The sequence below is a fragment of the Mesorhizobium shangrilense genome, assembly GCF_040537815.1.
Taxonomy (GTDB): Bacteria; Pseudomonadota; Alphaproteobacteria; order Rhizobiales; family Rhizobiaceae; genus Mesorhizobium; species Mesorhizobium shangrilense.
Genome location: NZ_JBEWSZ010000001.1, coordinates 402,389 through 427,794, shown reverse-complemented (window position 1 = coordinate 427,794; position 25,406 = coordinate 402,389). Strand labels below are relative to the sequence as shown.

Genomic DNA, 25,406 nt, shown 5'->3' with positions numbered 1-25,406 from the left:
CCCATGACAGAGCTGACCCTTCCCTTGCGCGGTCTCCTTGCGCGTCCGCTTCGCACCCTCCTCACGGTTCTCGGCATCGCTTTGGCGGTGGCGGGGTTTGTGGCACTTACCGGCCTGACCGCTGGCGTCCAGCACTCGTTTGCATCGGGAATCGATGAGAACGGTGCGGACCTTGTGGTAAGCCAGCGCAGCGCGTTCAACCTGGTGAGCAGCACCGTACCCAAGTCGCTGGGCTCCGGGCTTTCCGCGGTGCCAAACGTCGAGGCCGTGTCGGGCGTTCTCCTGAACATCACCACCGCTGACGACGCTGCAAATATCGTCATGGCCGGCTGGCCGAACGGCAGCTTCCTGTGGAACGACATTCACCTCCTGTCGGGGCGAATCCCTGCACCGGGGGACCAGTGGTCTGTGATCCTTGGCCAGTCGATCGCCAGCGCGTTGGGCAAGCGGGTCGGTGATACCGTCGAGCTCCAGTTCCAGCCCTATCAGATTGTCGGCATCGCGTCGTTCTCGTCCATACTAAACCAGAACAGCGCGATCGTTCCGCTCGAAGGGCTGCAGCAACTCCTGTCGCGCCAGGACGTGTTTACCTTGTTCGAGGTGAGGTTGAAGCGCCCACTCGACAAGAATGAGATCGCTGTTGCCCGAACCAGACTCATCGCGGCCGCACCGGGCTTCGAGGTAGGCGACACCGAGCAGTTTGCCAGCAGCATCCGCATCTTCGATCTGCTTCAGGCGATTGCCCGTACAATTTCACTGGTTGTCATGGCGATGGCCTCTGTCGCCGTTGCCAATACACTTCTGATGGCCGTGAACGAACGGACGTTCGAGATTGGCGTTCTCGCAGCGCTAGGCTGGTCTCCCCGGCGGATTCTTCGGCTCATTCTCATCGAAGGCGTGATCATGAGCGCAGCCGGCGGGGTTATCGGGATCATTCTGGGCGCCCTTACCATGGAACTGGCGGCGAAGACAAAGTTCGCGGCGGGTCTGATCGTGCCTTACCTGTCAGGCTGGTCGATCGCGCAGGCGCTGATCTTCGTCTTCATCGCTGGGCCACTCGGCGCGCTCTATCCGGCCTGGCGCGCCACCCGCCTTCTCCCGGCTGAGGCGCTCCGCAGGATTTGAAGCCGACATGAGGCGCAAAGCGCCATGCGCTTTCACCTGGGAGTGTCCGCTTCAGCTCTAGCTCGGTCGCTCCGAGTGATCGGGCTTTTGACCCTAGCTCGCGGCTGCGGCCGGAACCTTTCTGGGGGCGGCGCGCTTGCGGCGCATGCGGCGTTTGGCGACGAGCTTGAGGGCAATTGGCGGCTCTTTCGACAGCGCGCCCAGCACGGCGTCCACCATGCCATGCGCCACGAAATCCGCGTTCAGGTCCTGGGCCAGCCTGGCGGCGGATTCCTTATCCTCGTTGCCAGCCTCCGACCAGAACACGATCCCCACCCGCAGCGCTGCCTTCGCACGCTTGAGCCGGCGAACCAAGAACCGGGCGTGCTTGACGGAATCCCGGTTCAGGAAGCCGACCACGACAGTGTCGATGGTTGCGAGCTCAAGGTGGCGAATGCTCGAGGGTTCGACATCGGCAAAGCCGGCCTTCGACGCTGTCGCGCCCTGGACTTCCAGCACCTGCGCCAGCATGGCGGCGGCGGCATCGTCGAGTTCACCACGCCCGCCGGCGCAAAGCACCGACGTGTCCGTGCCATCAGGCAGGTCGGCCTCATCCCCACCAGCGGCCTCGCCGTCGTCGCCCGCCTCCCCGGTAACGATTGGGCCATCCTCCTCGTCCGCCTCCTCTTGTGCGTTCTCGTCGAGGTTGGCCACCAGCGTCAGGGCACTGGCCGCCACTTGCCGTCTCTGCAGGTCGCCCATCACGCCGCGCACGCGATCCCGCTCGCCCAGCAGAAGTGCGGGAATGGCCACCTTGTCGTAGAATTCGACCAGATATTTCTCCTCCAGCATCTCCTCGGCGTGGTCGGTGGCTTCGTCGGGATCACCAGCCAGAAGCCGCTGGTAGAGCCGCGCATGCGGCTCGAGCACGGGTTCGTTGCCAAACAGCACGTCAAGGAATTCAAACTGCGGCACATGCCTGCCCAGCACCACCAGGCAGACGGTGAGCGGCGTTGACAGGATCAGTCCGAGAGGCCCCCAGAGCCAGGTCCAGAAGATGGCCGCAACGATGATCGCCAGCGGTGACAGCCCCGTTCGCGAACCGTAAAGCCAGGGCTCGATCACGTTGCCGGTGATCAGTTCCATCACCACGAACAAGGCCGCAGTCCACAGGACGAGCGACCAGCCGGGTGCCACGGCCAGTGCCAGGAACAGCGGCAGAAGCATGCCTATGGCCGGCCCGATGTAGGGAACGAAGCGTAACGCCAGCGCCAGCAGTCCCCACAGCAGTGCATTGGGAATGCCGAGGATCCACAGGCCGAGCGTAATCGGTATGGCGTAGACGAAGTTGACGACCAATTGCATGAGCAAATAGCGGCCCACCCGCTTGCCGGCATCCCGAAGCGCCTCGGTGGTGCGGTGAAGATCACCGTAACCGACAAGCCGGATGAAACGGTCGCGCAAATCCTCCCGCTCGAGCAGCATGAATATGACGACAATGACAATCAGTCCGGCCGATCCGAGCGGGCTGATCAGCGGGCCGACTATGTTTTGCAGGACTTCGAGCGGCTTTTCGCGCGAGACGATCTCGACGGGCACGGGCTCACGCTGCGGTTTGTCCGCGGTGGTAGCCGGCAGCGAAGTGTCCTGCTTGTCGATCTCCTGGCCGACACGCTCGACCACGCTGCTCAATCTGGCAATGATCCCTCCCCCGACGCCGGTTTCCTTGAGCGAACGGATCTTGGCCAGGATGTTGGTCTGGTAGACCGGGATATTCTGCGCCAGTTCGCTGACCTGCGTGGCGATGATGAAGCTGAACAGGGCAAGTGCCGCGAAAGCGCCGAGCACGCTGGCGATGACAGCGGGAAGCCGGGGAATGCCGACCCGTTTGAGCGCCGAAACCAAGGGCGCGAGCGCGAAGGTCAACAGCAGCGCGATGGCGATCGGCAGGAAAACCTCGCGCCCGAAATACAGCGCCGCCACCGTCGTGACGATGGTTGCCACGGTGGGCAATGATGTTCGCGGGTGGGGCGCGGCGGCCGAAAGAATATCCTCCAGGCCATGAGCCGAAGACGCCATGCCGTTTCGACGATTGGCCGCCACTTGATGTCTTCCCCTGCTATCAGCCATGATCTGGCATATTGAGCCGGCGTGCAACCTTTGCCGGCGACGAACTGCTGGTCGCCCACCATCGCGCAATGGTTCGGATGGGTGGCCATACCTGACAAAACCCGCAGGCCTCCAATTGGTTTCGAGCATGGCCCGCCGCCTCGGTGAAAAACGTCAGGCAGTCCTTGCCGCGATGGTCTTTCGATAAATCATCCGCTTCCATCGGGCAGGCCGGAACTATCTCGGCCACTTCGCCCTGACCGGACGTCTGCTGCCGCTGCTGCGCAAGGGGCGGCAAACGCGCGTCGTCAATCTCAGCAGCGCCGCGCACCGCATACAGGCAGCGATCCATTTCGACGATCTGCAATGGCGGCAACGCTACCGGCCCTGGCCTGCCTATGCGCAGTCCAAGCTGGCCATGATCCTGTTCGCTTTCGAACTGCAGCGCCGCAGCGATGCCTTCGGCTGGGGCTTGATGAGCAAAGCAGCACGCCCCGGCTACGCCCTCACCGACCTGCAAACCAGCGTCCCGCGCATGGGCCCGGCGGCCGTCCGTCGCTGTTCAATTGGCGTGGCTGGCTGATCGCCCCGGTTCTTGCCCAATCGGCCGCGGAAGGCGCGCTGCCGACGCTGTTCGCGGCCACGGCGCCCGATGCCAAGCCAGGCGGCTATTGGCTGATCTTCCCGCTCCCGGATGTTTCCTTCGTGCGGCAAGGCCGCAAGAAGGAAACACGCCCCTGCCCTAGGCGGCGCGGACGCGCTCGTCCTCCGAAGGCTTCATCATCCGCTGGATTTCCGCCGCGAAGGGCAGATCCTCCGGTACCCCGCCGACATAGTCGGCGACATCGCCCATGCGCCGGATCGTGCGCCAGTAGACGTCCTCCATCAGGCTGTGCGCGAACTCGCCATTGCGGCCGATGCTGTAGAGGCCGTCGACACCGGTCGAGTTGGCGAAGCGCTGCCGCTGCTCCTCGTATTTCATCAGATAGACCGGATAGGAGATCGGCGTGCGGATGACGCCACCGGGGCTGATGAAGGCGCGGCGCAGTTTCGGATACATCTCGCAGATGCCGTCGAGGCAGGTTTGGGCGAGCGTCTCGTCGTTCATCGTCCAGTAGGTGTCGCCGACCTCGCAGCCAATGTCGAAAGTGATCAGCGTCTTGCCGTCGGGCGCCAGCCACGGCATCGAGATCGGCGTTTCCGTCAGCCGGAAGAACGGCTGTGCGCGGTCGGGCACCCACATCACCGTATCCGGCAGCAGGCCACGGCCCATGAAGCGCAGATTGACGAAGATCATCGGCCGGTAGCGGAACGCCGCCATCGGCTCGAGCGCCGTGGTTCCACTGACCAGCTTCGGCAGGATGTGCACGGGCGCCGTGCTGATCGCGGCGGACACTTCGATCGTCTCGCCCTTGACCCGCACCGCCTTCACCTGCTCGTCCTCGACCAGGATCTTTTCGACCGGCGATTCCAGCCGCACCACATCCCTGACTTCGTTGGCTATCGGTTCGAGCAGCTTGGCCATGCCGCCTTCGGGATAGACGTGGTAGACATCGGCGCTCTCCGGCATCTCGTGCGAATAGCCGTTGCACACCGCCCTGCCCGTCACCAACGCGGCGGCGTTGAGATAGAGCGATTTCAGGATGCGCGGACCGAACTTCTGGCCGATCGCCGGCGACAGTTCCTCGGCCGCCGCGCCCGACCACGCTTCAGCAAGCGGAATGGCAACCTCTTCGGCCAGCGTCTGCCCGTATTTCTTGGTGAACCAGTCGGCGGCGGACACCACCTTGCGGTCGCGGGTGCGCTCGGCGATGGCCGGCGGCGCGAAGCGCGGCGACAGCATCAGGCCGAACGGATAGCTGTAGGATTTGCCGCGCAGATGCACGGCCTCGCCATAATGCTTGACGGTGCGGCATATACCGCCGGCGCCGAGCGCATTGGCCAGCCGGTTGCTGACGAAATGCGCCCCGAAATCATAGGAAAACCCGTCGGCGTCCTTGAACGACGAAGCCATGCCGCCGATCGATTTCCCCGCCTCGAAGACCAGCGTCGGCAGTCCCCGCTTCTTCAGTTCCAACGCGGCAGTCAAGCCGGCAATGCCGGCGCCAATCACAGCAATCGGTTTCATGAGCGTCCCACGGCTGATGTGCATTCAGACGTGAGAGGCGTAGCCGCCAAGATTGAAGGTCGCTGAAACCGATTGATTAAAATCCGAACTTTTGCCGGCAAATGGCCGGGAGCGCCCGCTCACATTGTCGTGAACGGAGGCGATGGCGCGGCTTCAACTCGTCATCAACCAGCCGCCGGCCCGATCGAGAAATGCGTCGCGCTGCTCCGCCGCCGCTGGAGTTGCGCGTTGTAAAAAAGCACATATTGCAACTTGTGCATTATGTGTTTGATGCCCCCGCAGTTCAGGAATGCTAGACTAGACGCGGGGCGGAAGCAGCAGGAACGAAGAATGTCACGCCTTTCTCGCGCGGTAAAACGTCTCTTTTAAAAAAAACAGGGCGTGGGGCTGAACGCCACAATAAATCCGGAGATCAGCAACGACGAGTTTCAAATCGCGATATCGCGCATTAGCGCGGATCCGCGTGTGCGCACGATTCTCGAAATCGGCGCCTCATCTGGAGAGGGCAGCACGGCAGGATTGGCGCAAGGTATGAAACGCAATCCTTCCAAGCCCCAGCTGTATGCGATCGAACTTTCAAAGCCGCGATTTCAAAAGCTGGTCGCGCTTTATAGGAAGCGACCGGATATTCACTGCTTCAACGTTGCGTCCGTTACAGCATCTGAAACTCTGTCAGAGCCGGAGGTGATCTCGTTTTACGAGGCACAGAAAAATACTCTGCCGTTCTTTCAGCATTTTGACCACACAGATCTTCTGGGCTGGCTAAGAGATACAAACGCTTACATAAGCGATAACAACGCTACGACCGGAGGAATTGAAAAAATAAAACTGCAAACCGGAATTGAAGTTTTCGATTTCGTTTTGATCGACGGTGGGCCGTTCACAGGGAAATCTGAACTAGAAAAAACTTATGGCGCAAAGTTCATCGCCCTAGATGATATCTTTGACATAAAGAACTTCGACAACCACCGAGAATTGCTCGGCGATCCAAGCTACGATCTTGTTGTGTTCAGCAAGAACTTAAGGAATGGGTTTTCGATTTTCGAACGTAAGAACTGAGAGCCCGTTCGTGAACATCGTCTTCTTTACCTTTAACCGGCCTGGGGAAACACGAGCCTCCTTTGATGTCATTCGGGCTGCGAGGCCAGGCGTCTTCTGCAAGCGCCGGGGCCGTCGGCGGAGACTCAGAACTTGTAGCTGATGCCGGCACGCAGCGAGTGCTGCTTGAAGCCGAAGACCACGTCCTGGGGAAACGACTGCGAGCCAAAGTCGGCATAGCGGTATTCGAGGCGGCCGGTCCAATGATCGGTGAACGCGTGCTCGATGCCGGCGCCGGCGGTCCAGCCGACAAAAGTCTTGCTTTGGTGATAGTCCGGACCCGGCAGGTTCAGGAAGCCATGCGCCATTGCGACGCCGCCTGTCGCGAAGAACAATGTGCGCTCGACAGCGTAGCCCCCGCGCAAGCGGGCGCTGCCTTGCCAATCGGTGCCGATATCGCCGGCCACATGGGTCTCAACGCCGTCGCCGCCGACGAAATCCCGCGTGTTCCAGACATGCTCGACATCCACCTCGATGCCGCCGACAAAATTGTCGCCGGGCTGCCAGTTGTAGCCGGCGTGGGCGCCCAGCAAGGCACCGTTGAGATTGCCGTCGAAATAGGTTTCCTGGTTGATATCAAGCTGTCCATGCGTCCAGGCGTAACCGCCCTGGACGCCGATATACGCACCCGTCCAGGTGAAGGCGGCCGGAGCGGGTTCCGGTATGCGCTCGGTCAAAACCGCGTCGGCGGCCAGCGCCGCGCCCGATGCGGCCAACAGGAAGGTCGAAGCGAGAAGGATCGTTTTCATTGCATGCAGTCCCCAAAATGTGTCTTCACGGATTCTCGCGGCAATGCTCCGCAAGATGGCTCTCTCCCGCGCCGCCCAGCGCGATCAGATCGCCGAGCCTTTGTGTCGCACCGTCACGCCACCCGCGTCTTGGGCTGGGCCGCACTAGGATTGACCCGCGCCACATTACTTGTCCGGCAGGTGTTGCCATTCGGGCGCAAGCTAAGGTGCGGTTCGCGGCCTTGCCGTTCAGTCGACGAACGTCAACACCTCATTGGGCCGGTAGGTGTCCATGGTCGCCCCGTTGCGATCCTCATCGAACAGCGACTTGCTGCCGAAGCTGGCGCGCAGGCCGATCAGGAATTTTTGGGTATCGTTTGCCTTGAACGAGGGGATCTTTGTCTCCTCGAATTGATAGCGTCCAAACAGCGACCACGGCGTATCATCGAATCGGTACATGGCCTGGACGGCTGCGCCCAAAGTATCCAGGTTGACTCCGACATCTGTCCTGATGAAGCTGAGCTCGGCATCCAGGCGAATATTCTTCCGGACGAAATAGCGAGCGACACCGCGCGCCCCCCATTGGTCAACGCGCAGGGAGCCGAAGTTGAACTGGCCGTAATAGGCTTGGCCGTAGACGGTCAAATTTCCAAAATAGACCTGGGCTTCCGGGCCGACCTGATAGTCATTCACGCTTGTGCCGCTGAGGCCGCCAAACCCGTAGGATTTATAAGCCGCGAAAGCGCCGGCTGCAAAGCTGTCGGGGTCGCGGTAATACCCATGTACGGCCCCGCCGACGCCATCCACTCGAACGTTGTCGTTCCAGATGCGGTCGTAGGCAAGGTCGCCCTGAAGGTTCCAACGTCCGGCAAAAGGGATGTTGACGCGGGCAGCGCCGCCGCCAGCCGAGCGTCTGTCGCCGCCGTTGGGATAGCTAAGTCCGCCAAGGTAAAGTTGGCCGTAGCCGGAGATATGCGGCGTGACCACGCTCTCCTCGGCAAGCGGTTGCACGGCATCCGCTGCATAGGCGGAGGTCGTGGCAATCAGCGCTGCGACGACCATTGAAAAACGGTACATTAACCCTCCAAGCTCGAATATGGGTTTTTGATTGGGAATCCAGGACCAACACTGTGTCTTGTCGTGTGGCATTGCGGGCCAGCCGCGTCTTGGGCTGGGCCGCACCCGAATAGTCCTGGAAAGCTCCGGGTCACTTGCGCGGCCAGTGTTGCCGTTCGGCATCATCAGGCGGCTGCCGGCGCTCAGAACTTGTAGGCGACGCCGATGCGCAGATCATGCGTCTTCAGCTCGATCGCATCCGGATTGAGGGGAGCGCCATTGGAGATCGCGTGGCGCTCCGAGGTGTGGCGTCCGAAATCGGCGAACCTGTATTCGCCACGAACCACCCAATTGTCGGTGACGGCGTATTCGGCACCGGCGCCCAGCGTATAGCCGGTGACCGTGTCCTTGACGTCGGCGTAAGGAGTGCTGCCAGGGAGGTTCACCGTGGTGTGCTTGTATGACGCCACCGCCAGGCCGCCGGTGACGAAGGGAAGCTATCGGTCCATCGCGTAGCCAGCTCTCAGGCGCAGCGAACCGACCGAATCCAGCTTGAGCACACCGCCAAAGGTGGGGTCATCAACCCCGAGCGACCGGTAGAGCGTTGTGCCCTTCACGTCCGCGAAGACGTAGTCGCCCTCCACGCCGAGAACCAGCCCACTGTCGAACTGATGGTTGAAGCCGGCATAAAGCCCGCCGAACACACCGGACGGACTGTAACCCCAGCCGTAATTGTCGAAGCTGTCTGGTGCAAATGTCTGCCCGACCCTTGCATCCCCCCATGCATATCCGGCCTGCGCGCCAATATAGCCGCCTGACCAGATGTAGGTCGCGGCGACAGGCGAGACCTCACTGACATCCGCAGCGCGCGCCATGCCGACAGGTGCGAGGATGGTGGCCATGGCCAGAAGAAAGGTTCTCTCGTTGGTCTGCTGCTCTCAAGCATCGCGTTCCCGCGCCGAAAAGGCCAGCGCGGGTATTGTTCGGCCGGCCGGATTAGAACTTGTAGCTAAGGCCGACCCGGATATCGTGCGTCTTGAGATCCACGTTCGTCGCCGTCGGAAGACCAACTGCTATCGAGAGGTCCTGGCTGCCGAAGTCGGAGTAGCGATATTCGGCCCTTGCGATCCATCTGTCGGTGAAGGCATGCTCGACACCTGCTCCAACCGTCCAGCCAATATGGCTGTCGCTGTGGAGCGTTATTTCACCGCCGGGGCCGCCAGCGCTGACCCCAATCACTTCATACTTGGCCGCAGCCACACCTGCAGTAATGTAGGGCAAAGTCCGATCGAAAGCGTAGCCAGCCCGCAGCCTCGCCGACCCCGACCACTTGAGTTCGCTCTTGAGCAACGTGCTGACGCCACCGCCGCCTGTATTGAGGGGCGTCAGTCCATCGGCATTGCCATACGCAAGGTCAGCCTCGGCGCCGATCACGAAGCGGTTCGCCATTTCGTAATTGGCGCCGATATGGATACCGCCAATAAAACCTTTCGGATCGATTGATTCGTTAAGATCGGACGTCCCGCCGAAGCCGCCGCCAGCGATGAAAAGATTGGATTTTCCGGCTGCGTAACCGGCGTGAACACCAGCATAAAGGCCGGACCAATCGTAGGCGGCGGCGATTGGCAAAGTTTCATTGATGTCCGCCGCGGACGCCACGCCTACAGGCGCGAGAATGAAGGCTGTAGCGAGAAGAATCGTTTTCATTGTTTGTTTGCCGCCCCAAAAAGTGTTGCGTTCGCCGCTGCTGATATGCTTGGCGGAGACCCAACTGCTGTCGATGCCCCGGTGTTGCATTGTCCGCCGGCCACGTCTTGGGCTGGGCCGCACCCGAATTGTCGTGGAAAGCGTCAGGTCAGTTTGCCCGGCAAGATGTTGCCGTTTGGCATCAACCGGCAGTCGGCGCACAGGCACCCGCCGCCGGCGTCTTGGGCTGGCCCGCACCGGAATAGTCCTGGAAAGTGCCGGGGTGCTTTCTCGATCCGTTGTGGCCATCCAACCTCAGCCGCGGGGGGCTGAGCCATTCTGGCTTGGCCAGGGCACCACGAGGCTACCGGGCGCCGCTCGGGGTGATGCCGAAGCGGCGGCGGAAACAGCGGTTGAAATAGGACACGTCCGAGAACCCGCTCAGCAGCGCGATCTCGCTGACCCGCATGCGGTCATTGCGCCTGTCGCAGAGCATGCGATGGGCTCGCTGCAGGCGCAGTTCGAGGATGCGCTCGGCGAAGCTGATCCCGGTTTCCTGCAGGAGATCGTGGACATAGCGCACCGAGAGCCGCAATTGCTGGGCAACGCCCTGGGCTGAGATGGCGGGGTCGGCGAAATTGTCCCGCATCTTGTTGAGAATGGCCTGAAGCCTTGCCGCGCGCAGGCCGCGCAGACCAGCCAGTTCGGCGGTCTCGCCTTTCGCGCCGGTCGCAAGGCCGATCAGGTCGACGATCGTTTCGGTGGCATGGGTGACAAGATCGGGCGAGATCACGGCAGGGCCGGTTTCCAGAAACCGGCAATAGCGCTTGAGCATGTCGAGCGCCTCATTGTCGGCCCCGATGCTCAGCGCCAGCCGGTCGTCGATACCAGCAAAGGCATTGCCCAGGATCGCGCGCGGAATCACCACATTCATCCAGATGTTCTTGTCGCCGCCAGTCATCTTCAGCGCTTCCGAGGCCGAGACCAGCGCGCCCTCGCCTTTGCCCACGCTGTAGTCGCGGCCGACCTGGGCGCCACTGAGGATCGTATCGCCATTGTTGACCAGCAGCAGGTAGCCGTCACGGCCGTCATCGGCGATGTTGCTCGCCCTGCGGGTGGCATTCTTGATCGTCCCGGCCATCCGCCCGAGCACCAGCGGTCCGACGGCCATGGCTTCGATGTCCGCCTCGAACCGCACATTGTCCGAAGTGGCATATTCGACGGACCAAATCTCCGCGACGTGGATGTCCTGCCAGAGCGCGAACCGCGCGCGATCGTCGAGGTGCCCCGGCAGGTCGTTCGAGGAGAAGACGCTCTTTTTCAAAAGATAACGATGCCTCTTGTGCGCTCACACCTTCAATGGAGGCACAAGGTATTTGACTGCCATACATGTTGTCCATAGCTGTAAATATTTATGCATTACAGGACAATTTCGTTGCTAAACCAGACAAGAACTAAGCCGGTAGACATCGACCTGGCGGCAAAACCGCTCTAAAAAATACTCGGAAATATCCACAGGCCGGGAATCAACGAGATGGTGGACTGCATCATCACGCACGTTCGTCGCAGAACGCTCTCGCGAACCTTCAGGTCAGCCGCGCCGCATGCCGCGCCAGCGCGTGCGCGATCACCGTCTCGACAACCTCCTCGTAGCTGATGCCGCCGGCCGCCAGCGCCTTGGCGTACATGCTGATATTGGTGAAGCCGGGAATGGTGTTGACCTCGTTGAGCAGCAGCTGGCCGTCGGGCCGCAGGAAGAAATCGACGCGCGCCATGCTCTCGCAGCCAAGCGCCTGGAACGCCTGGCGGGCCATCTCCCTGGCCCTGTCGGCGGTTGCAGCCGGCACGTCGGCGGGTGCCTTCACCACCGCTCCGTCGGCATCGATGTATTTGGCCTCATAGGTGTAGAAGCCGTGCTTGCCGGCGGGGATGATCTCGCCCGGCAATGACACGGTAATCGTGCCGTCGGCCCGCTCCAACACCGCGCACTCGATCTCGCGGCCTTCGATGAATTCCTCGATCAGCGCCTTGTCGTCATAGCGCAAAGCCGTGTCAACAGCGTCCTGGTAACCATCCCTGTCATCCACCTTGCTCACCCCAAAGGAAGACCCCTGGCGGGCCGGCTTGGCGAAGAAAGGCAAGCCCAGCACCCCGGCAATCTCCTGGAAGGAATGGGTGTCGCCTCGCCGCAGGGTCACCGAGCGGGCGACGGCAATGCCTGCGTCGCGCAGCAGGCGCTTGGCCATGTCCTTGTCCATGGCCGCGGCCGAGGCGAAGACGCCGCAACCGACATAGGCGATGTCAGCCACCTCCGCATAACCCTGCACCGACCCGTCCTCGCCGAAAGGTCCATGCAGCACGGGAAAGAGCACGTCGACCGGCGCAATATCCGCACCGGAGACGGCGACCAGCCTGCCGCCGCCGCCCGGCAACAGCGCGACTTCGATGCCATCAGCCGTTTCGAGGTCTCCTTCGGGAATCTCGTCCCTGGTCAGCAGCCATTTGCCGCTTCTGGTGACGGCGATCGGCACGATCTCATGGCGCGTGCGGTCGATCGCCTTCATCACATTGGCGGCGGAAAGGCGCGACACGTCGTGCTCGGCCGAGCGGCCGCCAAACAGCACCGCGACCCTGGTCTTGCTGGTCATAGGAAATCCCCCGAATGTCAAATGGTCACGGCTATGCCGCGATTGGCAAAGAAGCGGTCGAACGCCGCCGGCGGCAACACCGCGTTTTCCTGTGAGGCGCGGTCATGGCCGGACGGGTTGTGAAAGCAGAACCCTGCCTCCGAGGCCGCCGTGACCAGCACCAGATGGCCGCCCTTGCGGGGCGGCTCGCGCTCGGGCCAGCGAATGCCGGCGGAGACCGAGGCGATGAAGAAGCGCGCGCGCCCGAATAGCGAAGGGATGTCCGAGGTCGCCACTCCAGTCACCACCTCGGCCTGCAGGCCAAAAGCTTCCTTCACGAAGGTGACGAAGGGCGCATAGATCAGCCCCTTGATCGACTGGTCGGCATCAACGACGTAGCCGCCATAGTCCGTGCAGCGCCGCGCCAGTTCCAATGTCGGCACGATCTCGCCGCGCGCCGCCAGGATCATCTTCAGGCAGGCCATGCCGCAGACATTGTCGGCCCAGACGGCATATTCGTCGAGTGTCTCGGCGCCCGAATTGCGCCACAGCGGATCGCGCCGCAGCGCCACCCTTGCGCCATCCGCCAGCACAGCCATCGTCATGTCGGGCGTTTCCCACTGGCTGAAGAAGGGGACGGTTTCAGGCGCGGTGGTCATGCAAATCCCCAAGCAATATAAGGCAATTGCCTATACCTTCGTATACGAGGATACGGATTGACAGGCAATGATCGAACCATTCATGAATGAGTGGCCGGAAAAATGGGCGACAAGATGGACCCCTTTGGCAAACTGAGCCCGAGCGCCGTGAACAAGCCGAGGACCGCAGCGGACCAGGTGGCGGATTTGCTGCGCGATGCCATCGTCACGGGTGAGATTCCCGCCGAGACGATCCTGCGCCAGGACGACCTTGCCGCGCGTTTCGAGCTGAGCCGAATGCCCGTGCGCGACGCGCTAAGGTTGCTTGAAGCGGAAGGTCTCGTCTCGATCCATCCCACGCGCGGAGCGTTTGTGTCGCGCATCGACGCTAAGGAAGCCGCCGAGATCTACGCGATCCGCGCGCTGATCGAAAGGAAGGCGCTGAAACTGTCATTCCCGCATCTTACCACCGCTGTCCTGGACAGGGCGGATGCCATTCTGCTGGAGATCGACCACGAGCAGGAAGTCGGCCACTGGGGGCAACTCAACCGCGACTTCCATATGGAGCTGTACAGCCTCTGCGGAAACAGCCGCCTGCTTATGCTCATCGAACAGATGCATCGCACCGCCGATCGCTATGTCCGCCTCCTGCTGTCGAATTTCGACCACCGGTCGCAATCGCAGCACGAGCATCGCCAGATCCTGGAAGCCTGCCGCAAAGGCGACCGGAGTGCGGCGCTGCATCTGCTGAAACAGCACCTCGAGCAAGGCCGCCGCAAACTCGTCAAGCACGGCGCCCGCGAGACTGCCGGCTGAACGTCAACACGTCCAGGAATGCACACTCGGCGAACTCACTTCGCTTTGTCGGACTTCCCCATGAAATGACTGATTATGTCCATCGGCACCGGGAACACCACCGTTGACGAACGTTCGCCGGCGATGTCGTGCAGCGCCTCGAAATAGCGCAGCTGCATGGCCTGCGGCTCCTGCGCCAGCATCTTGCCGGCCTCGACCAGCTTCGCCGCCGCCTGCTGCTCGCCATCAGCATTGATCACCTTCGCACGCCGCAGCCGTTCGGCCTCCGCCTGCTTGGCGATGGCGCGGATCATGTTCTCGTTGAGGTCGACATCCTTGATCTCGACATTGGAGACCTTGATGCCCCAGGCATCAGTCCGCAGGTCGAGGATCTCTTGGATATCGCTGTTGAGCCTGTCGCGCTCGGACAGCATTTCGTCGAGCTCATGCTTGCCGAGAACCGAACGCAGCGTGGTCTGCGCCAGCTGGTTGGTGGCCGCCATGAAGTCCTCGACCTGGATGACCGCCCTCTCGGGATCGACGATGCGGAAATACAGCACCGCATTCACCTTCACCGAGACGTTGTCGCGCGAGATGACGTCCTGCGGCGGCACATCCCGGACCACGACACGCAGGTCGACCCGCACCATCTGCTGCACGAAGGGGACGAGGATGATGAGGCCGGGGCCCTTGACCCCGGTGAAGCGGCCGAGCGTGAAGACCACGCCGCGCTCATATTCCCTCAGGATGCGGATGGCCGCGGACAGGAATATGACCACGACAACAGCGAGTATCAGATAGGCCACATAACCGATGATCATTGCCTTGCTCCAACGCCTCTCACATTCCGGCGCCGTATCGTCAGCACGAGATCCTTGACGTCGGCCACCTCGACGCTATCGCCGGGGGCAAGCGGTTCGTCGGCCTTCGCCCGCCAGCGCTCACCCTGGGCCAGAACGTGCCCCTCGCCGCCCTGCCAGTCGAGGATCTCGGCCGGCAGTCCGTGCATGGCCAGTGCGCCTACACGTGGGAGGCGCTTGCGCGCGGCCAACAGATAGCCGCCAGCCAGCAACGCCAGGCCAAGCGCCAGGGCGGCGGCGGGGCCGATGACCAGCCATGACATTTCGAAGCCGGGGCCTTCGACCTTGAGCAGCATGGCCGCGCCCAGGAGAAAGGCGATCACGCCGCCGAGTCCAAGGACTACGGTGGGGTTGAAGGCCTCCATGACAAGGAAGGCGATGCCGAGCAGCATCAAGGCAAGGCCGGTATAGTTGATGGGCAAGAGATCGAGCGCATAGAGCCCGAGCAGCAGGCAGATCGTGCCAATCGCGCCCGGCGCCACCGCCCCCGGACTGGTCGCCTCGAAGACCAGGCCGTAGACGCCGACCAGGATCAGGATGATGGCGGTGTTCGGATCGGTGATGACGGCGAGCAGCTGGATGAACCAGCCGGGCTCCTGCGTTTCCACCGGCAATCCCTTGGTCGCCAGCACCCGTTTGGCGCCGGCCACGTCCACGGTCCGCCCATCCGCCAGTAGCAGCAGCTCGGTCGTATCGTTGGCGATGAAGTCGATGACATGTTGCTGCAGCGCCGCGCTGGCCGACAGGCTGGCCGCCTCGCGCACCGCCTTTTCGCCCCAGTCGGCATTGCGCCCGCGCAGTTCGGCGAGCGAACGGATCAGGGCGACCGCGTCATTCGTCACCTTTGTCATCATCGGGTCGGCAGCCAGAGGCCCGGTGGCGTTCTTCTGGTCGCCCTTGCCCTGGTCGCCATTGCCCTGGTCTTGGCCACCAGGAAGCAGTTCGCCAATCGCGACCGGCGTTGCCGCGCCCAGATTGGTGCCGGGCGCCATCGCCGCCACATGGGTCGCATAGAGGATGTAGGTGCCGGCGCTCGCCGCATGCGCGCCGGCCGGCGCGACATAGCCGATGACGGGAACCGGCGAGGCCAGGATGTCGGCGATCATCTCGCGCATGCTGGTGACCAGCCCGCCGGGCGTGTCGATCTTGAGGATGAGGACTTCGGCCTTTCGCTCGGCCGCGACCGCCAGCGCATCCTTGAGCTGCCTGGCACTGGCTGGGCCGATGGCGCCATTGATCTCGACGCTCAACGCCACCTTCCCGCTCGCCTCCCCGGTCGCGGAAGAGGGAGAAAAAGCTGCAGTGGCTACCAGAGCCACGGCGAGTAGGGCCACACGCGCAAGTTTCACGCTCAAGCTCCTCGGAAAAGATATGGGATCGCCTTCCCCGGAATTCCATGACATCGAATTCCATGGCGCGGCGCGGCTGGCCAGGACCGCATATTCTCTCCGATTCACCATCAACCGGACTTCTCGAAGATTGCCGATCTGGCTCGATGATCTCCGGTCATGGCCGCGAGCTCTTGAACCGTGGCGACCAAGCCGGCGGCATGGAACCTTCAGCCGCACGTGACGTTCCCAACTGCCTACATCAGTCAAACTGAAGGAATTGCACCATGGGAAGCACGAGCGACAAGGCAGCGGGCCTCGCAAACCAGGCCGCCGGTAGTGTCAAGCAAGGCGTCGGCAAGGCCGTTGGCAATGAAAAACTTCAGGTCGAAGGCGCCGCCCAGGAAGCCAAGGGCAAGGTCCAGAAGGCCGTCGGCGACGTGAAGGCCGCGACCAAGGACGCCGCCAACAAGGCCGCCGCCGCCGTTAACAGGAACCTGTGATTGTTAGCTGTAGAGTAACTCAATGGGCTGGTCGGAAGGCTGGCCCATTTTCATTGGCCGCCAAGCAGGCTTCAGCAGAACAGGGTCCGCCTTACCGCAACCGATGCGGTGATGCGGCCATCCTTGGAAGGCTGATGCCCCCAGAAGAATAACAGCAGCTTCAGCCGCGACTTGGCGCGAAGGGCGCCCTCCAGAGGATCGATTGTAAATCATCGGCGCAAAGAACATAGAAAATCACCGGCTTGTCAACTGACGAGAACATATTCAGTATTAGATGATACATTTTGCAATCGATGCTGCTTCAGCGGTGACCAAAATGAAACTCTATAAAGCCATCATCTGGACAAACGACCCCAGAAAGCCTGGCCAGCGCGTGAGCATTGTCGCGGAGTCTCTGGATGAAGCGAGGCGACAGCTGGAGGCGGAGCACGGCAAAGGCCGCGTATTCAGTTTGCACAATGAGGAAGATAGGGAACGGCCCCGGTAGCCGTCTCGTCGTTTGCTTCACCAGCCTCCCATTTGCGGCGCCGCCATCATGGCTCAACTGACTTTCGCCGCTGCCTTGTAAAGCGTTGCCTTGTTGCAGAGAGCGACGAGGTCGGCCCCATGAGAGGGTGTGATCGCTACGAGCGTGATTTGCCCGGCAACGACGCCTGCAACAAGGGGCGGGGCTGTTTCTGAGCACATTCCTACAGCGCCATCTTGTAGCCGAGATGGCTGGCGGTGAAACCAAGCCGCTCGTAGAAGGCATGCGCTTCCGTCCGCCCCTTGTCGGTGGTCAGCTGGACGTGGCTGCAGCCGCGTGAACGGCATTTCTCGATCGCCCATTCGAACATCTTGCCGCCGATGCCGCCGGACCGTCGGTGGCTGGCGATGCGAACGGCCTCGATCTGGCCACGCAAGGCGCCCTTCCTGGACAGGCCGGGAATGAAGGTGAGTTGCAAGGTGCCGATCACCTCGGGGCCATCGACGGCCACGACCAGCAGTTGATTGGGATCGGCTTCAATCGCCCTGAAGGCATCGAGATAGGATGGCGCGAGCGGCGTGGACGGGTCCTCGCGGGTCGCGCCCAGCGCATCGTCGGCAAGCAGCGCGACGATGGCGGGCAAATCCTGGACATATGCCCGGCGGAACACGATCTTACTTTTCCTCTCGTTGACAGTTCCGTCATTTGCCGGAGGGTCGACGTCGATTTTGTCACGATATCCAAATTTGGCGAACAGATACTGCCCGTCATTTAGACCCTGCGCCAGATTCCTCAGTGCGGCAAAATCCATCCTCTTGGCATCGGCGGCATACGCGTCTTTCCAGCTCACCTCGATCTTTTGAGCAAGTTCGGTCAGTTCGACGGCAAGCTCCTCCTTGGACAGCAACCCTCTTTTGTCCAGGTGCCTGACAATCGTCTCGAGGATGAGCCCATGGCCATTCGCCAGGGAATACAGAGCAGATAAATCTTCTGACATTTTGAAACCCTGCCGACTTTCTGGTGAAGTATCACGATACACAGGCTAAACGCGGCAATTGGAAGCCCGCAATCCGCTAGCCCTGCCCGGACCGGCGCAGCCAATGACGATCGAAGACATCCAGGATCGCCCGGAATTCGACCGGCGAAATCTGGCTGGCGCCATCGTCGCCACGTCCGGCGAGAAATTGCATCAGCTGCCGATCGAGCGCTTGTGGTTCTTCGATGGACAGGCCGAGCGATGCCAGATCCCCAGTGATCGACTGGCCGGATGCCAGATATCCGCCCCACTCCTCGCGGGGCGCCGGATTGCGCAAGCGGATCATCAGAATCCTGGTCAGGGATGGATGCGGCTCCGGATCGATGACGGTGGTTCCGCATAGATAGCCGCCAAGGACGCTTCCGGGCCGCGAAGGCGGGAAGAGGCAGAGGAACAGCTGGCCATCTCCTCCGGCTTCTCTCAGATTCGCATACAATCCGCGTTTTGCCAGCGTAACCGGTCCGCCAAACAGCAGCGGCCCCGTCGGCAACGCCTCGCGATACATCGCGGTCAGGCCATGCACGCCAGGCCCGGCGTCTATCGACAGGCTGCCTCGTATCAGTTGACCGCGGTAATAGGGCGACAGGGCATGGGAATAGCATGCATATGTTCCGGCCAGGGTCACGCCAAGGCTTCGATCCTCATGCGCGGAGGTTTCGAACTGCGTGCCGGCGCGGCGTTCTAATTCAGCCCTGTCGATGCCATGGCGGCCACAGATCGCGGCCATGAAGCTCGGCAGATCGCTCTGGGCGATCCAAGCGCCGGATTGACCGATGTCGAGAAGCTTCGACCAATCGTCATAGACACTGAGCTGGCGTGGTTGTGCACGGCCCTGCAGCCATTTGTCGGCGCGGCCGAGATCGAATGCCGTATCCGGGTTGATCCGCCGGAACGCCGCCGCCAGGTCCTTTCTGGTCACGGTTCCCAGCAGCGCCGAAGTCAGCCGTAACTTCCGCGCGATCTGCTGTGCCATCCGTCCGCCCTCCGACGCAAGCATGGCATGCGCCACGCCTTGCATCCACTACGCATTTTCCAGGCACATATTTCCAGGAATTCCAGAGAATTCCACACCGTTCCATTCAACCGCCCTTTTTGCCCTGACGGGCGACGCTACGCTCGCGCTGGCCACGGAGGGGATTCCGCGCCGGTGACAAGAATGACATTGGGAGCAAATGAGATGCCCAGGGTTTCGGAACTCTTCTTCAAGAGCGCTATCGTGTTTCTTATTCTGGGGATCACTGCGGGCCTCCAGATGGCAATCTCCGGCGATCATGGCGCCTTCCCGGCGCATGCGCACATCAATCTGCTGGGATGGGTCACGAGCGCGATATTTGGTGGCTATTATGCCCTGAACCCGCAAAAGGCCGGCCGCAGGATCGCGATGATCCACTACGGTGTCTACAATCTCGGCCTGGTGATCATGCTGCCGGCGCTCTACCTGATGCTGCGGGGAAATTCGGCGCTCGAGCCGGTCGTCGCCGTTGGTTCGCTGATCGTCGCGGCCGCCGTGCTCATCTTCGCGTTCGTGGTTTTCTCGCCCGCAACGGTGCGCTCGGTCTCGGGAGTTGCGTCCGTCTCCCCCTGACGATTTCGCGCTACGGTACGCTTGCTCCCGCCGGCTTCAGTCTGCGCCACCGGCCGGAGCCTGGCTTTGCTTTCCCAACGGCGGCAGCGAGCCGCCTCGGTTTAACCGCGCCAGGCAACCTTCCTCGACAGGCCGGGAATGAAGGTGAGATGCAGCGCCTCGATCACTCCTCGACCGTGGCTGATTTCAGCAACGATCGAGGCAACGCGAATGCACCAATCTCAAGACGGGAACACAACGGAGGAGTAAAATGAGCTTCGATCTTGTCGCCCGCATCCTGCTCACGCTCGCCACACTCGGCTATGGTCTGGTCACGGTGCTGGCGGACTTCAACAAGACCCATGCGACCAATCCCCAGTGGACGCCGCATGCCCGTTTTCATGTCGTTTGGCAGGTCTGCAGCTATGTCGGTTTCGCGCTGATGGCGCTGGCGCTCATCTGGCTGCCGGGTCCCTACGCAATCGATCGGCTCTACCTCGCGGCCGGAATGGCGGCGATCGTCTACCTCGCATTCTTCGCGGCGGTGTTTGCCATGCCGTTTTATGGCGGCCGCGCCTTCGACGACAACGGCTACCTTCCCTTCACCGCCCCCGTGCCGGTCGTCGCCAGGCGCTGGGACGCCAATATCGTCGCCTTCAGCGTGATGGCCGTGCTGCTCGTTGCCGGTGCGCTGTCGGTCGCTGTCGCCGGGTGAAGTCGATCGTCACATCTCGCTCAGGAACCCGCAGCCCGCTGGCCCTGCCCCGAATGCGCCATCTCGTGCAGCCCCAGCAGCTTCTCGCCATCCGCGATATAGTCGCGTGTCATCGGCAGCGTGTCGTTCTTTCTGGCGATCTGAATCTGGAAGACCACGAGGTCCTGCCAGCGAAACGAGGCTTCGGACGCCGCCAGATAGAACTCCCACATGCGGCAGAAACGCTCGTCATAAACAGCCCTGGCCTTGTCGCGGTTGGCGGCGAAGCGCTTGCCCCAGTGTTTCAACGTCTCGGCATAGTGCAGGCGCAGGATTTCCACGTCGGTGACGATCAACCCGGCCTTCTCGATCGCTGGCAGAACCTCCGACAACGCCGGCACATAGCCGCCTGGAAAAATGTGCTTGCGCACGAACGCGCTGGTCACCGAAGGCGGGCCGGAGCGGCCGACCGTATGCAGCAGCATCACCCCGTCGCGGTTCAGCAGCCTGGCGCAGGTGTTGAAGAAGGTCTTGTAGTGGTTGACGCCGACGTGTTCGAACATGCCGACCGAGACGATGCGGTCGAAACGGTCGCCAAGCTCCCTATAATCCTTGATCTCGAACCGGGCCCGGCCCGCCAGCCCCTCCGAAAGCGCCCGTTCGGTCGCCACCGCATGCTGTTCGCCCGACAGCGTCACCCCCAGCACATCGACCTTGAAGCTGCTGGCCAGATAAAGGCCAAGCCCGCCCCAGCCGCAGCCGATGTCGAGCAGCCTGAGACCGGGCTCCAGTTGCAGCTTGGCGGCGATGTGGCGCTTCTTGGCCGACTGCGCCTCGTCGAGCGTCATTTCCAGCCTTGGGAAATAGGCGCAGGAATATTGCAGGTCATCATCGAGAAAGAGCCGGTAAAGATCGACCGACAGGTCGTAATGCACCTCGACATTGCGGCGCGACCGCTGCGTCGTGTTGATCTGCTGGAAACGCCGGAACGTGTGGCGCGCCTTGTCCAACGCCCGCGTCCAGGCGGTATCGATGCCGGCGGCGTCGCCGATGTTCTGGAAGACGATGCGCATGAGGCCGAGAACGCCGCCCCCGGGAAGGTCGACCTCGCCGCTCATATAGGCTTCCGGCAGGGCCAGCATCGGATCGATGGTGATGGCGCGCTCGGCCCTGGCGGTCTTGATGTGGATATGCGCGGGCACCCCGGTGCCATCGCCGAACTGGTCGGTCGCGCCGTTCGGGCTGGTCACCAGCAGGCTGCCTTGGCGCACCAGACGTTCCAAGACATGACGCAACAGGATGTTCATCGCATGCGGCCTCACGGATTGCCTGAGGACTCGTTAGGCAATCATCGTGACGCTAATTTGTCTGGTGTGGCGTAGTGCCTCTTCCCTTCGCCCCTTGTGGGAGAAGGTGGCCTCGCGAAGCGAGGTCGGATGAGGGGTGCTCCAGAAAGCACCAATGCCTCATTCCCTCCAACACCCCTCAACCGTCTCGGCGCTGCGCGCCGATCCACCTTCTCCCACAAGGGGAGAAGGAGAGACGTTGCGCCTCTTCCGCTCTCAGCCCTCGCCTTCATACATCCGCTGCGCGTCCGTCAGCGCCTGGGCCAGCCGTGCACCCTCGGCATAGCCGGACAGATAGTCCGGCCGTGCCATGCCGGGCAACAGGCGCGGGCATGGTTCGGCCGCGCCCACCACCATGCTGACCGGGATGACGCCTGCCCAGACCGGGTACTCGTAATCCTCCTCGTCATCGGCGACGCCCTTGGCGCGCACCTTGGCCGACGCTTCCTCGATACGCATGCCGATGACCGTCGTCGCCTTGGCTTCCTGCGCCGAGATCGGCCGCAAGGTCTCGGCTCGGCCCGGGTAGAAGCGGTCGACCACGCCGGCCAGTGCCTTCAGCTTCTCCTGCGGCTCGTCGATGATCCGTGCCATGCCGAAACACATGGCGGAGCGATAGTTGGCGGAATGATTGAAACCCGACCGCGCCAATATCAGCCCATCGAGATGCGACACGGTCAGGCACGCCGGCGTGCCCGCGCGCAGATGGCGCAGCATGCGGCTGGCCGACGAACCGTGCCAGTAGAGCATGTCGTCCTCGCGCCAGTGGATGGTCGGCGTGCAATAGGGCTGGCCGTCGAACGTATAGGCGACATGGCAGAGCAGCCCGGCATCGAGCACCGCGAATACCGACGCATGGTCGTAGCTGCCACGGTCATGCCGGCGCTTCACCCGGTTGCGCTTGCTGGTCGGAAAGCTGGCTGTTGTCGGAATCTCGTTCACGGCGCTTGCATCCTCTTGATGGGTCTGCCAACCATGCATCGGAAAATTGGTCCGAAAAAGAACCAATCATATGGATAGAATTCAGACCAATCCGCCGGACTGGTCGGCGCTCATTCCCGTCCTGCCGGGCGAAGGCCCCCGCAGCCGCGAACTGTACGCGGCGTTGCGGCGGCTGATCGAAACCGGCGCGCTGGCCGCCGGCGCCAAGCTGCCGACCACACGCGACCTCGCCCGCCGTTTCGGCCTGTCGCGCTCGGCGGCGGTCGCCTGTTTCGAAATGCTGATCTCCGAAGGATTTGCTGTCGCCAAAGTCGGCGCCGGGACCTTCGTCGCGGCAAACGTGCCGCATCTGCCGGTGACGCTGAAGCGCGAACGCTTGCCGGACATCGATGTCACAGCATCCTTGCCCTGCGGTCTCGGCGTCGCCGTGTCGGACGCTCGCACGATCAGCCTGTTCCGCATCCTCCTGTCGCGCCACCTCGCCCGCCCCGGCCCCGAGCATTTTCGTTACGGTGATCCGCGCGGCGGGCTCGGCCTGCGCACTGCGATCGCCGCCTATCTCAGGACCGCGCGCGGCGTGCGCTGTGATCCCGGCCAGATCGTGCTGACCTCAGGCACGCAGCAGGGGCTGGACCTGCTGGCACGCGCCGCCATCCGGCCCGGGGACGCCGTGTGGATCGAAAACCCCTGCTATCCGATGGCCCATGCCGTTCTTGCCGGAACCGGCGCCAAGGTCGTCGGCGTGCCCGTTGATGCCGAGGGCCTCGATCCCGATTTGGGCGAGAGGCTCTGCCCCGGCGCTCGCGCCGCCTATGTCACGCCCTCGCACCAATATCCGCTCGGAGTGACCATGACGATGCGCCGCCGTCTCGCCTTGCTCGACTGGGCTGGGCGCAACGGTGCCTGGATCTTCGAGGACGATTACGACAGCGAATTCCGCTATGCCGGCCCGCCGCTCACCTCGCTGCAGGGCATGGATGGCTCGGGCCGCGTCGCCTATCTCGGCACGTTTTCAAAAATCCTCTTCCCTGGCCTGCGCATCGGCTATGTCGTGGTGCCCGAACCACTGCTCGATGCCGTCATGGCGGTCCGGGCGCGCTCCGACCGCTTCCCCTCGACACTGGCCGAAGGCGCGCTCACCGATCTCCTTAACGAAGGCCATTTTGCCGCGCATCTGCGCCGCGTGCGCCGTCGGGTCCAAGCCGCGCGCGACGTGCTGGTCGCCGGGCTCGAGGCGCATTGCCACGACAGCCTCGACGTGATTGTGCCGGAACAAGGGCTACATCTGGTGGCAAAGCTGAAAAGCACAAGACAGGATACCGAGCTGGTCGAAGCAGCGAAGGCAGCCGGCGTCGGCGCCCGCGCCCTGTCTTCGATGTTCGTCGACGGTCCCGAGCGGCACGGTCTCGTGCTCGGCTTCTCCGGTTTCAGCGACGAGGAACTGCACACTGCGATGGTCAGGCTCGGCAGGGTGATGCGCTAGCGGGGGGACGGTCGTTCAAGCCACGCCAGCCGCGACCTCGACCTCGACCGGGTCGGGCATGTCGAGATGACAGCAACTAAGCCCCGGCCCGCGGCTGCCCGCGATTTGACAAAACGCCCATTCGATCGCTTACTTCTGTCCGCCAAGCTGGAAATTGCCTACCACAGAGGCCGGTTTTGGCGAGGGCGCTCCATGTCAGATCCGTCGCAACAGGTCATGAGGCTTGGGTTCGGTTTTGCCATCTCCCAGGCGCTGCGAGTCGTCATTGAACTCGGCATTCCCGATCTGCTGTCCGATCATGATCGCGCGGTGGAGTATCTTGCGGATGCCACCGGCACGAACGCGGATGCACTCTATCGGGTCATGCGGCTGCTGGCCGCCGAGGGCGTATTCCAGGAAGTGTCGCCACGCCGTTTCGCGCTCACCGACGTCGGCTCGACCCTGCGCGCCGATTTGCGTTCAGGCCCTGGCGACTTCGTGCGGATGATCAACAGTGAGCCATATCTCGCTTTCGAGCAGCTCATGCATTCCGTTCGCACCGGCGAGCCGGCCTTCGACAAGGTGTTCGGAAAGCGCAGATTCGACTGGCTGGCCGAGCACTCCAAACAAGCGGCCTTGTTCCAGCGTGCCATGGTCGCGCTTGGCCAGGGGAGCAACGACGCCGTGGCCGAGGCCTATGACTTCAAGCCTTTCGCGCGAGTCGTTGATGTCGGCGGTGGGCATGGCCAACTCCTTTCGGCCATCCTCAAGCGCAACCCGCATCTCTCCGGTGTGCTCTTCGACCTGCCGGCCGGCATCACCTCGGCCCAAGCGGGGGTTGGCGGTGACTTGCCGCGCACCGAACTGGTCGCCGGCGATTTCTTCGAAGCGGTGCCGTCAAACGCCGATGTCTATGTCCTGAAGAAAGTCATCCATGACTGGAACAACGAGCGCGCCGCCGCGATCCTGGTCAACTGCCGGAAGGCGATGACGACGGCGGGCAAGGTGCTGCTCGCCGAAACGATTGTGCCGCCGGGCAACGAACCGCACCAGATCAAGATGATCGACGTCACCATGCTGGCCGTCACCGGCGGGCTCGAGCGGACGGAAGCGCAATATGCGGCTCTGTTCGCCGCGGCGGGGCTGCGGCTTGACCGGGTTATCCAGACCAAGGGGCCGATCTCCATCCTGGAAGCGTCACGCGCCTAGGTCCCCGAGGCAAGGGATCGGGCTGCG

The 25,406-nt window shown here is 62.4% G+C and carries 25 protein-coding genes and 1 pseudogene; 9 read left to right on the top strand and 17 right to left on the bottom strand.

Annotation, left to right across the window (positions count from 1 at the left end; all coding sequences use genetic code 11):
- Window positions 1-3: 3 nt before the first annotated feature.
- A complete protein-coding gene (locus ABVQ20_RS02355) occupies window positions 4-1,125 on the top strand; it encodes an ABC transporter permease (protein ID WP_354457891.1) in 1,122 nt (373 codons plus the stop codon).
- A gap of 93 nt (window positions 1,126-1,218) precedes the next feature.
- Here the strand turns inward: ABVQ20_RS02355 and ABVQ20_RS02350 are convergent, their stop codons facing one another.
- On the bottom strand, window positions 1,219-3,207 hold the full coding sequence (locus ABVQ20_RS02350; RefSeq protein WP_354457890.1) for an AI-2E family transporter: 1,989 nt from the start codon (window positions 3,205-3,207) through the stop codon (window positions 1,219-1,221).
- 19 nt (window positions 3,208-3,226) lie between these two features.
- Complete coding sequence (locus ABVQ20_RS40465; RefSeq protein ID WP_435528317.1) at window positions 3,227-3,580, bottom strand: hypothetical protein; 354 nt, start codon at window positions 3,578-3,580, stop codon at window positions 3,227-3,229.
- 51 nt (window positions 3,581-3,631) lie between these two features.
- Here ABVQ20_RS40465 and ABVQ20_RS40460 point away from each other — a divergent pair, with 51 nt between their 5' ends.
- Window positions 3,632-3,796, top strand: a complete 165-nt coding sequence (locus ABVQ20_RS40460) for a hypothetical protein (RefSeq protein ID WP_435528316.1) — start codon at window positions 3,632-3,634, stop codon at window positions 3,794-3,796.
- Between the two features lie 159 nt (window positions 3,797-3,955).
- Here ABVQ20_RS40460 and ABVQ20_RS02340 read toward each other — a convergent pair whose 3' ends face one another.
- Entirely contained in the window at window positions 3,956-5,341 is a 1,386-nt protein-coding gene (locus tag ABVQ20_RS02340; RefSeq protein WP_354457889.1) for a protoporphyrinogen/coproporphyrinogen oxidase, read from the bottom strand.
- Window positions 5,342-5,722: 381 nt separating this feature from the next.
- Here ABVQ20_RS02340 and ABVQ20_RS02335 point away from each other — a divergent pair, with 381 nt between their 5' ends.
- On the top strand, window positions 5,723-6,400 hold the full coding sequence (locus ABVQ20_RS02335) for a hypothetical protein (protein WP_354457888.1): 678 nt from the start codon (window positions 5,723-5,725) through the stop codon (window positions 6,398-6,400).
- Window positions 6,401-6,525: 125 nt separating this feature from the next.
- Here the strand turns inward: ABVQ20_RS02335 and ABVQ20_RS02330 are convergent, their stop codons facing one another.
- The 8 genes and pseudogenes from ABVQ20_RS02330 to ABVQ20_RS02295 form a co-directional block, all read right to left on the bottom strand.
- Entirely contained in the window at window positions 6,526-7,188 is a 663-nt protein-coding gene (locus tag ABVQ20_RS02330) for an outer membrane protein (RefSeq protein WP_354457887.1), read from the bottom strand.
- A 228-nt stretch (window positions 7,189-7,416) separates the two neighbouring features.
- Window positions 7,417-8,316 (bottom strand): hypothetical protein, encoded by a 900-nt coding sequence (locus tag ABVQ20_RS02325; RefSeq protein ID WP_354457886.1) that lies wholly within the window; start codon window positions 8,314-8,316, stop codon window positions 7,417-7,419.
- 110 nt (window positions 8,317-8,426) lie between these two features.
- Window positions 8,427-8,705 (bottom strand): annotated as a pseudogene (locus ABVQ20_RS02320) (outer membrane protein); the annotation flags it as partial.
- A 15-nt stretch (window positions 8,706-8,720) separates the two neighbouring features.
- The gene (locus ABVQ20_RS02315; protein ID WP_354457885.1) at window positions 8,721-9,125 is read right to left on the bottom strand and encodes an outer membrane protein; all 405 of its coding nucleotides are present in this window, start codon (window positions 9,123-9,125) and stop codon (window positions 8,721-8,723) included.
- Between the two features lie 94 nt (window positions 9,126-9,219).
- Window positions 9,220-10,218 carry an outer membrane protein gene (locus ABVQ20_RS02310; RefSeq protein WP_354457884.1) on the bottom strand — a complete coding sequence of 333 codons (999 nt, stop codon included), beginning with the start codon at window positions 10,216-10,218 and terminating at the stop codon, window positions 9,220-9,222.
- Between the two features lie 55 nt (window positions 10,219-10,273).
- Entirely contained in the window at window positions 10,274-11,233 is a 960-nt protein-coding gene (locus tag ABVQ20_RS02305; protein WP_354457883.1) for an AraC family transcriptional regulator, read from the bottom strand.
- A 262-nt stretch (window positions 11,234-11,495) separates the two neighbouring features.
- Window positions 11,496-12,557, bottom strand: a complete 1,062-nt coding sequence (locus ABVQ20_RS02300) for a D-alanine--D-alanine ligase family protein (RefSeq protein ID WP_354457882.1) — start codon at window positions 12,555-12,557, stop codon at window positions 11,496-11,498.
- A gap of 17 nt (window positions 12,558-12,574) precedes the next feature.
- Window positions 12,575-13,195: a C39 family peptidase gene (locus ABVQ20_RS02295; protein WP_354457881.1), complete on the bottom strand. Its 621-nt coding sequence runs from the start codon at window positions 13,193-13,195 to the stop codon at window positions 12,575-12,577.
- 102 nt (window positions 13,196-13,297) lie between these two features.
- Here ABVQ20_RS02295 and ABVQ20_RS02290 point away from each other — a divergent pair, with 102 nt between their 5' ends.
- Window positions 13,298-13,990, top strand: a complete 693-nt coding sequence (locus tag ABVQ20_RS02290; protein WP_354457880.1) for a GntR family transcriptional regulator — start codon at window positions 13,298-13,300, stop codon at window positions 13,988-13,990.
- Between the two features lie 35 nt (window positions 13,991-14,025).
- Here ABVQ20_RS02290 and ABVQ20_RS02285 read toward each other — a convergent pair whose 3' ends face one another.
- Together ABVQ20_RS02285 and ABVQ20_RS02280 are read right to left on the bottom strand one after the other, a co-directional pair.
- Entirely contained in the window at window positions 14,026-14,790 is a 765-nt protein-coding gene (locus ABVQ20_RS02285; protein WP_354457879.1) for a slipin family protein, read from the bottom strand.
- Window positions 14,787-16,178, bottom strand: coding sequence for an NfeD family protein (locus ABVQ20_RS02280; RefSeq protein WP_354457878.1), 1,392 nt, complete (start codon window positions 16,176-16,178; stop codon window positions 14,787-14,789). The genes ABVQ20_RS02285 and ABVQ20_RS02280 overlap by 4 nt, the downstream gene beginning before the upstream one ends.
- 266 nt (window positions 16,179-16,444) lie before the next feature.
- Here ABVQ20_RS02280 and ABVQ20_RS02275 point away from each other — a divergent pair, with 266 nt between their 5' ends.
- On the top strand, window positions 16,445-16,660 hold the full coding sequence (locus tag ABVQ20_RS02275) for a CsbD family protein (protein WP_354457877.1): 216 nt from the start codon (window positions 16,445-16,447) through the stop codon (window positions 16,658-16,660).
- A gap of 689 nt (window positions 16,661-17,349) precedes the next feature.
- Here the strand turns inward: ABVQ20_RS02275 and ABVQ20_RS02270 are convergent.
- Both ABVQ20_RS02270 and ABVQ20_RS02265 read right to left on the bottom strand, forming a co-directional pair.
- Window positions 17,350-17,799, bottom strand: coding sequence for a GNAT family N-acetyltransferase (locus ABVQ20_RS02270; RefSeq protein ID WP_354462094.1), 450 nt, complete (start codon window positions 17,797-17,799; stop codon window positions 17,350-17,352).
- A gap of 400 nt (window positions 17,800-18,199) precedes the next feature.
- The gene (locus ABVQ20_RS02265; RefSeq protein WP_354457876.1) at window positions 18,200-19,135 is read right to left on the bottom strand and encodes a hypothetical protein; all 936 of its coding nucleotides are present in this window, start codon (window positions 19,133-19,135) and stop codon (window positions 18,200-18,202) included.
- 204 nt (window positions 19,136-19,339) lie between these two features.
- Here ABVQ20_RS02265 and ABVQ20_RS02260 point away from each other — a divergent pair, with 204 nt between their 5' ends.
- Both ABVQ20_RS02260 and ABVQ20_RS02255 read left to right on the top strand, forming a co-directional pair.
- On the top strand, window positions 19,340-19,747 hold the full coding sequence (locus ABVQ20_RS02260) for a hypothetical protein (RefSeq protein ID WP_354457875.1): 408 nt from the start codon (window positions 19,340-19,342) through the stop codon (window positions 19,745-19,747).
- Between the two features lie 250 nt (window positions 19,748-19,997).
- A complete protein-coding gene (locus ABVQ20_RS02255) occupies window positions 19,998-20,441 on the top strand; it encodes a DUF6640 family protein (RefSeq protein WP_354457874.1) in 444 nt (147 codons plus the stop codon).
- Between the two features lie 20 nt (window positions 20,442-20,461).
- Here the strand turns inward: ABVQ20_RS02255 and ABVQ20_RS02250 are convergent, their stop codons facing one another.
- Together ABVQ20_RS02250 and ABVQ20_RS02245 are read right to left on the bottom strand one after the other, a co-directional pair.
- Complete coding sequence (locus tag ABVQ20_RS02250; protein ID WP_354457873.1) at window positions 20,462-21,727, bottom strand: cyclopropane fatty acid synthase; 1,266 nt, start codon at window positions 21,725-21,727, stop codon at window positions 20,462-20,464.
- 255 nt (window positions 21,728-21,982) lie between these two features.
- On the bottom strand, window positions 21,983-22,708 hold the full coding sequence (locus tag ABVQ20_RS02245; protein WP_354457872.1) for a pyridoxamine 5'-phosphate oxidase family protein: 726 nt from the start codon (window positions 22,706-22,708) through the stop codon (window positions 21,983-21,985).
- Between the two features lie 70 nt (window positions 22,709-22,778).
- Between ABVQ20_RS02245 and pdxR the strand changes: the two genes are divergently transcribed.
- Window positions 22,779-24,191, top strand: coding sequence for a MocR-like pyridoxine biosynthesis transcription factor PdxR (pdxR, locus tag ABVQ20_RS02240; protein ID WP_354457871.1), 1,413 nt, complete (start codon window positions 22,779-22,781; stop codon window positions 24,189-24,191).
- A gap of 192 nt (window positions 24,192-24,383) precedes the next feature.
- The gene (locus ABVQ20_RS02235; RefSeq protein ID WP_354457870.1) at window positions 24,384-25,379 is read left to right on the top strand and encodes a methyltransferase; all 996 of its coding nucleotides are present in this window, start codon (window positions 24,384-24,386) and stop codon (window positions 25,377-25,379) included.
- Window positions 25,380-25,406 lie beyond the last annotated feature (27 nt).

Coding starts and splice junctions, on each gene's coding strand:
- ABVQ20_RS02310 (WP_354457884.1), bottom strand. CDS start 10,218: ATGGCCACAACGGATCGAGAAAGCACCCCGGCACTTTCCAGGACTATT.
- ABVQ20_RS02355 (WP_354457891.1), top strand. CDS start 4: ATGACAGAGCTGACCCTTCCCTTGCGCGGTCTCCTTGCGCGTCCGCTT.
- ABVQ20_RS02260 (WP_354457875.1), top strand. CDS start 19,340: ATGCCCAGGGTTTCGGAACTCTTCTTCAAGAGCGCTATCGTGTTTCTT.
- pdxR (WP_354457871.1), top strand. CDS start 22,779: ATGGATAGAATTCAGACCAATCCGCCGGACTGGTCGGCGCTCATTCCC.
- ABVQ20_RS02275 (WP_354457877.1), top strand. CDS start 16,445: ATGGGAAGCACGAGCGACAAGGCAGCGGGCCTCGCAAACCAGGCCGCC.
- ABVQ20_RS02290 (WP_354457880.1), top strand. CDS start 13,298: ATGGGCGACAAGATGGACCCCTTTGGCAAACTGAGCCCGAGCGCCGTG.
- ABVQ20_RS02330 (WP_354457887.1), bottom strand. CDS start 7,188: ATGAAAACGATCCTTCTCGCTTCGACCTTCCTGTTGGCCGCATCGGGC.
- ABVQ20_RS02295 (WP_354457881.1), bottom strand. CDS start 13,195: ATGACCACCGCGCCTGAAACCGTCCCCTTCTTCAGCCAGTGGGAAACG.
- ABVQ20_RS02325 (WP_354457886.1), bottom strand. CDS start 8,316: ATGCCACACGACAAGACACAGTGTTGGTCCTGGATTCCCAATCAAAAA.
- ABVQ20_RS02285 (WP_354457879.1), bottom strand. CDS start 14,790: ATGATCATCGGTTATGTGGCCTATCTGATACTCGCTGTTGTCGTGGTC.
- ABVQ20_RS02300 (WP_354457882.1), bottom strand. CDS start 12,557: ATGACCAGCAAGACCAGGGTCGCGGTGCTGTTTGGCGGCCGCTCGGCC.
- ABVQ20_RS02255 (WP_354457874.1), top strand. CDS start 19,998: ATGAGCTTCGATCTTGTCGCCCGCATCCTGCTCACGCTCGCCACACTC.
- ABVQ20_RS02235 (WP_354457870.1), top strand. CDS start 24,384: ATGTCAGATCCGTCGCAACAGGTCATGAGGCTTGGGTTCGGTTTTGCC.
- ABVQ20_RS02265 (WP_354457876.1), bottom strand. CDS start 19,135: ATGGCACAGCAGATCGCGCGGAAGTTACGGCTGACTTCGGCGCTGCTG.
- ABVQ20_RS02250 (WP_354457873.1), bottom strand. CDS start 21,727: ATGAACATCCTGTTGCGTCATGTCTTGGAACGTCTGGTGCGCCAAGGC.
- ABVQ20_RS02315 (WP_354457885.1), bottom strand. CDS start 9,125: ATGGCCACCATCCTCGCACCTGTCGGCATGGCGCGCGCTGCGGATGTC.
- ABVQ20_RS40460 (WP_435528316.1), top strand. CDS start 3,632: ATGATCCTGTTCGCTTTCGAACTGCAGCGCCGCAGCGATGCCTTCGGC.
- ABVQ20_RS02340 (WP_354457889.1), bottom strand. CDS start 5,341: ATGAAACCGATTGCTGTGATTGGCGCCGGCATTGCCGGCTTGACTGCC.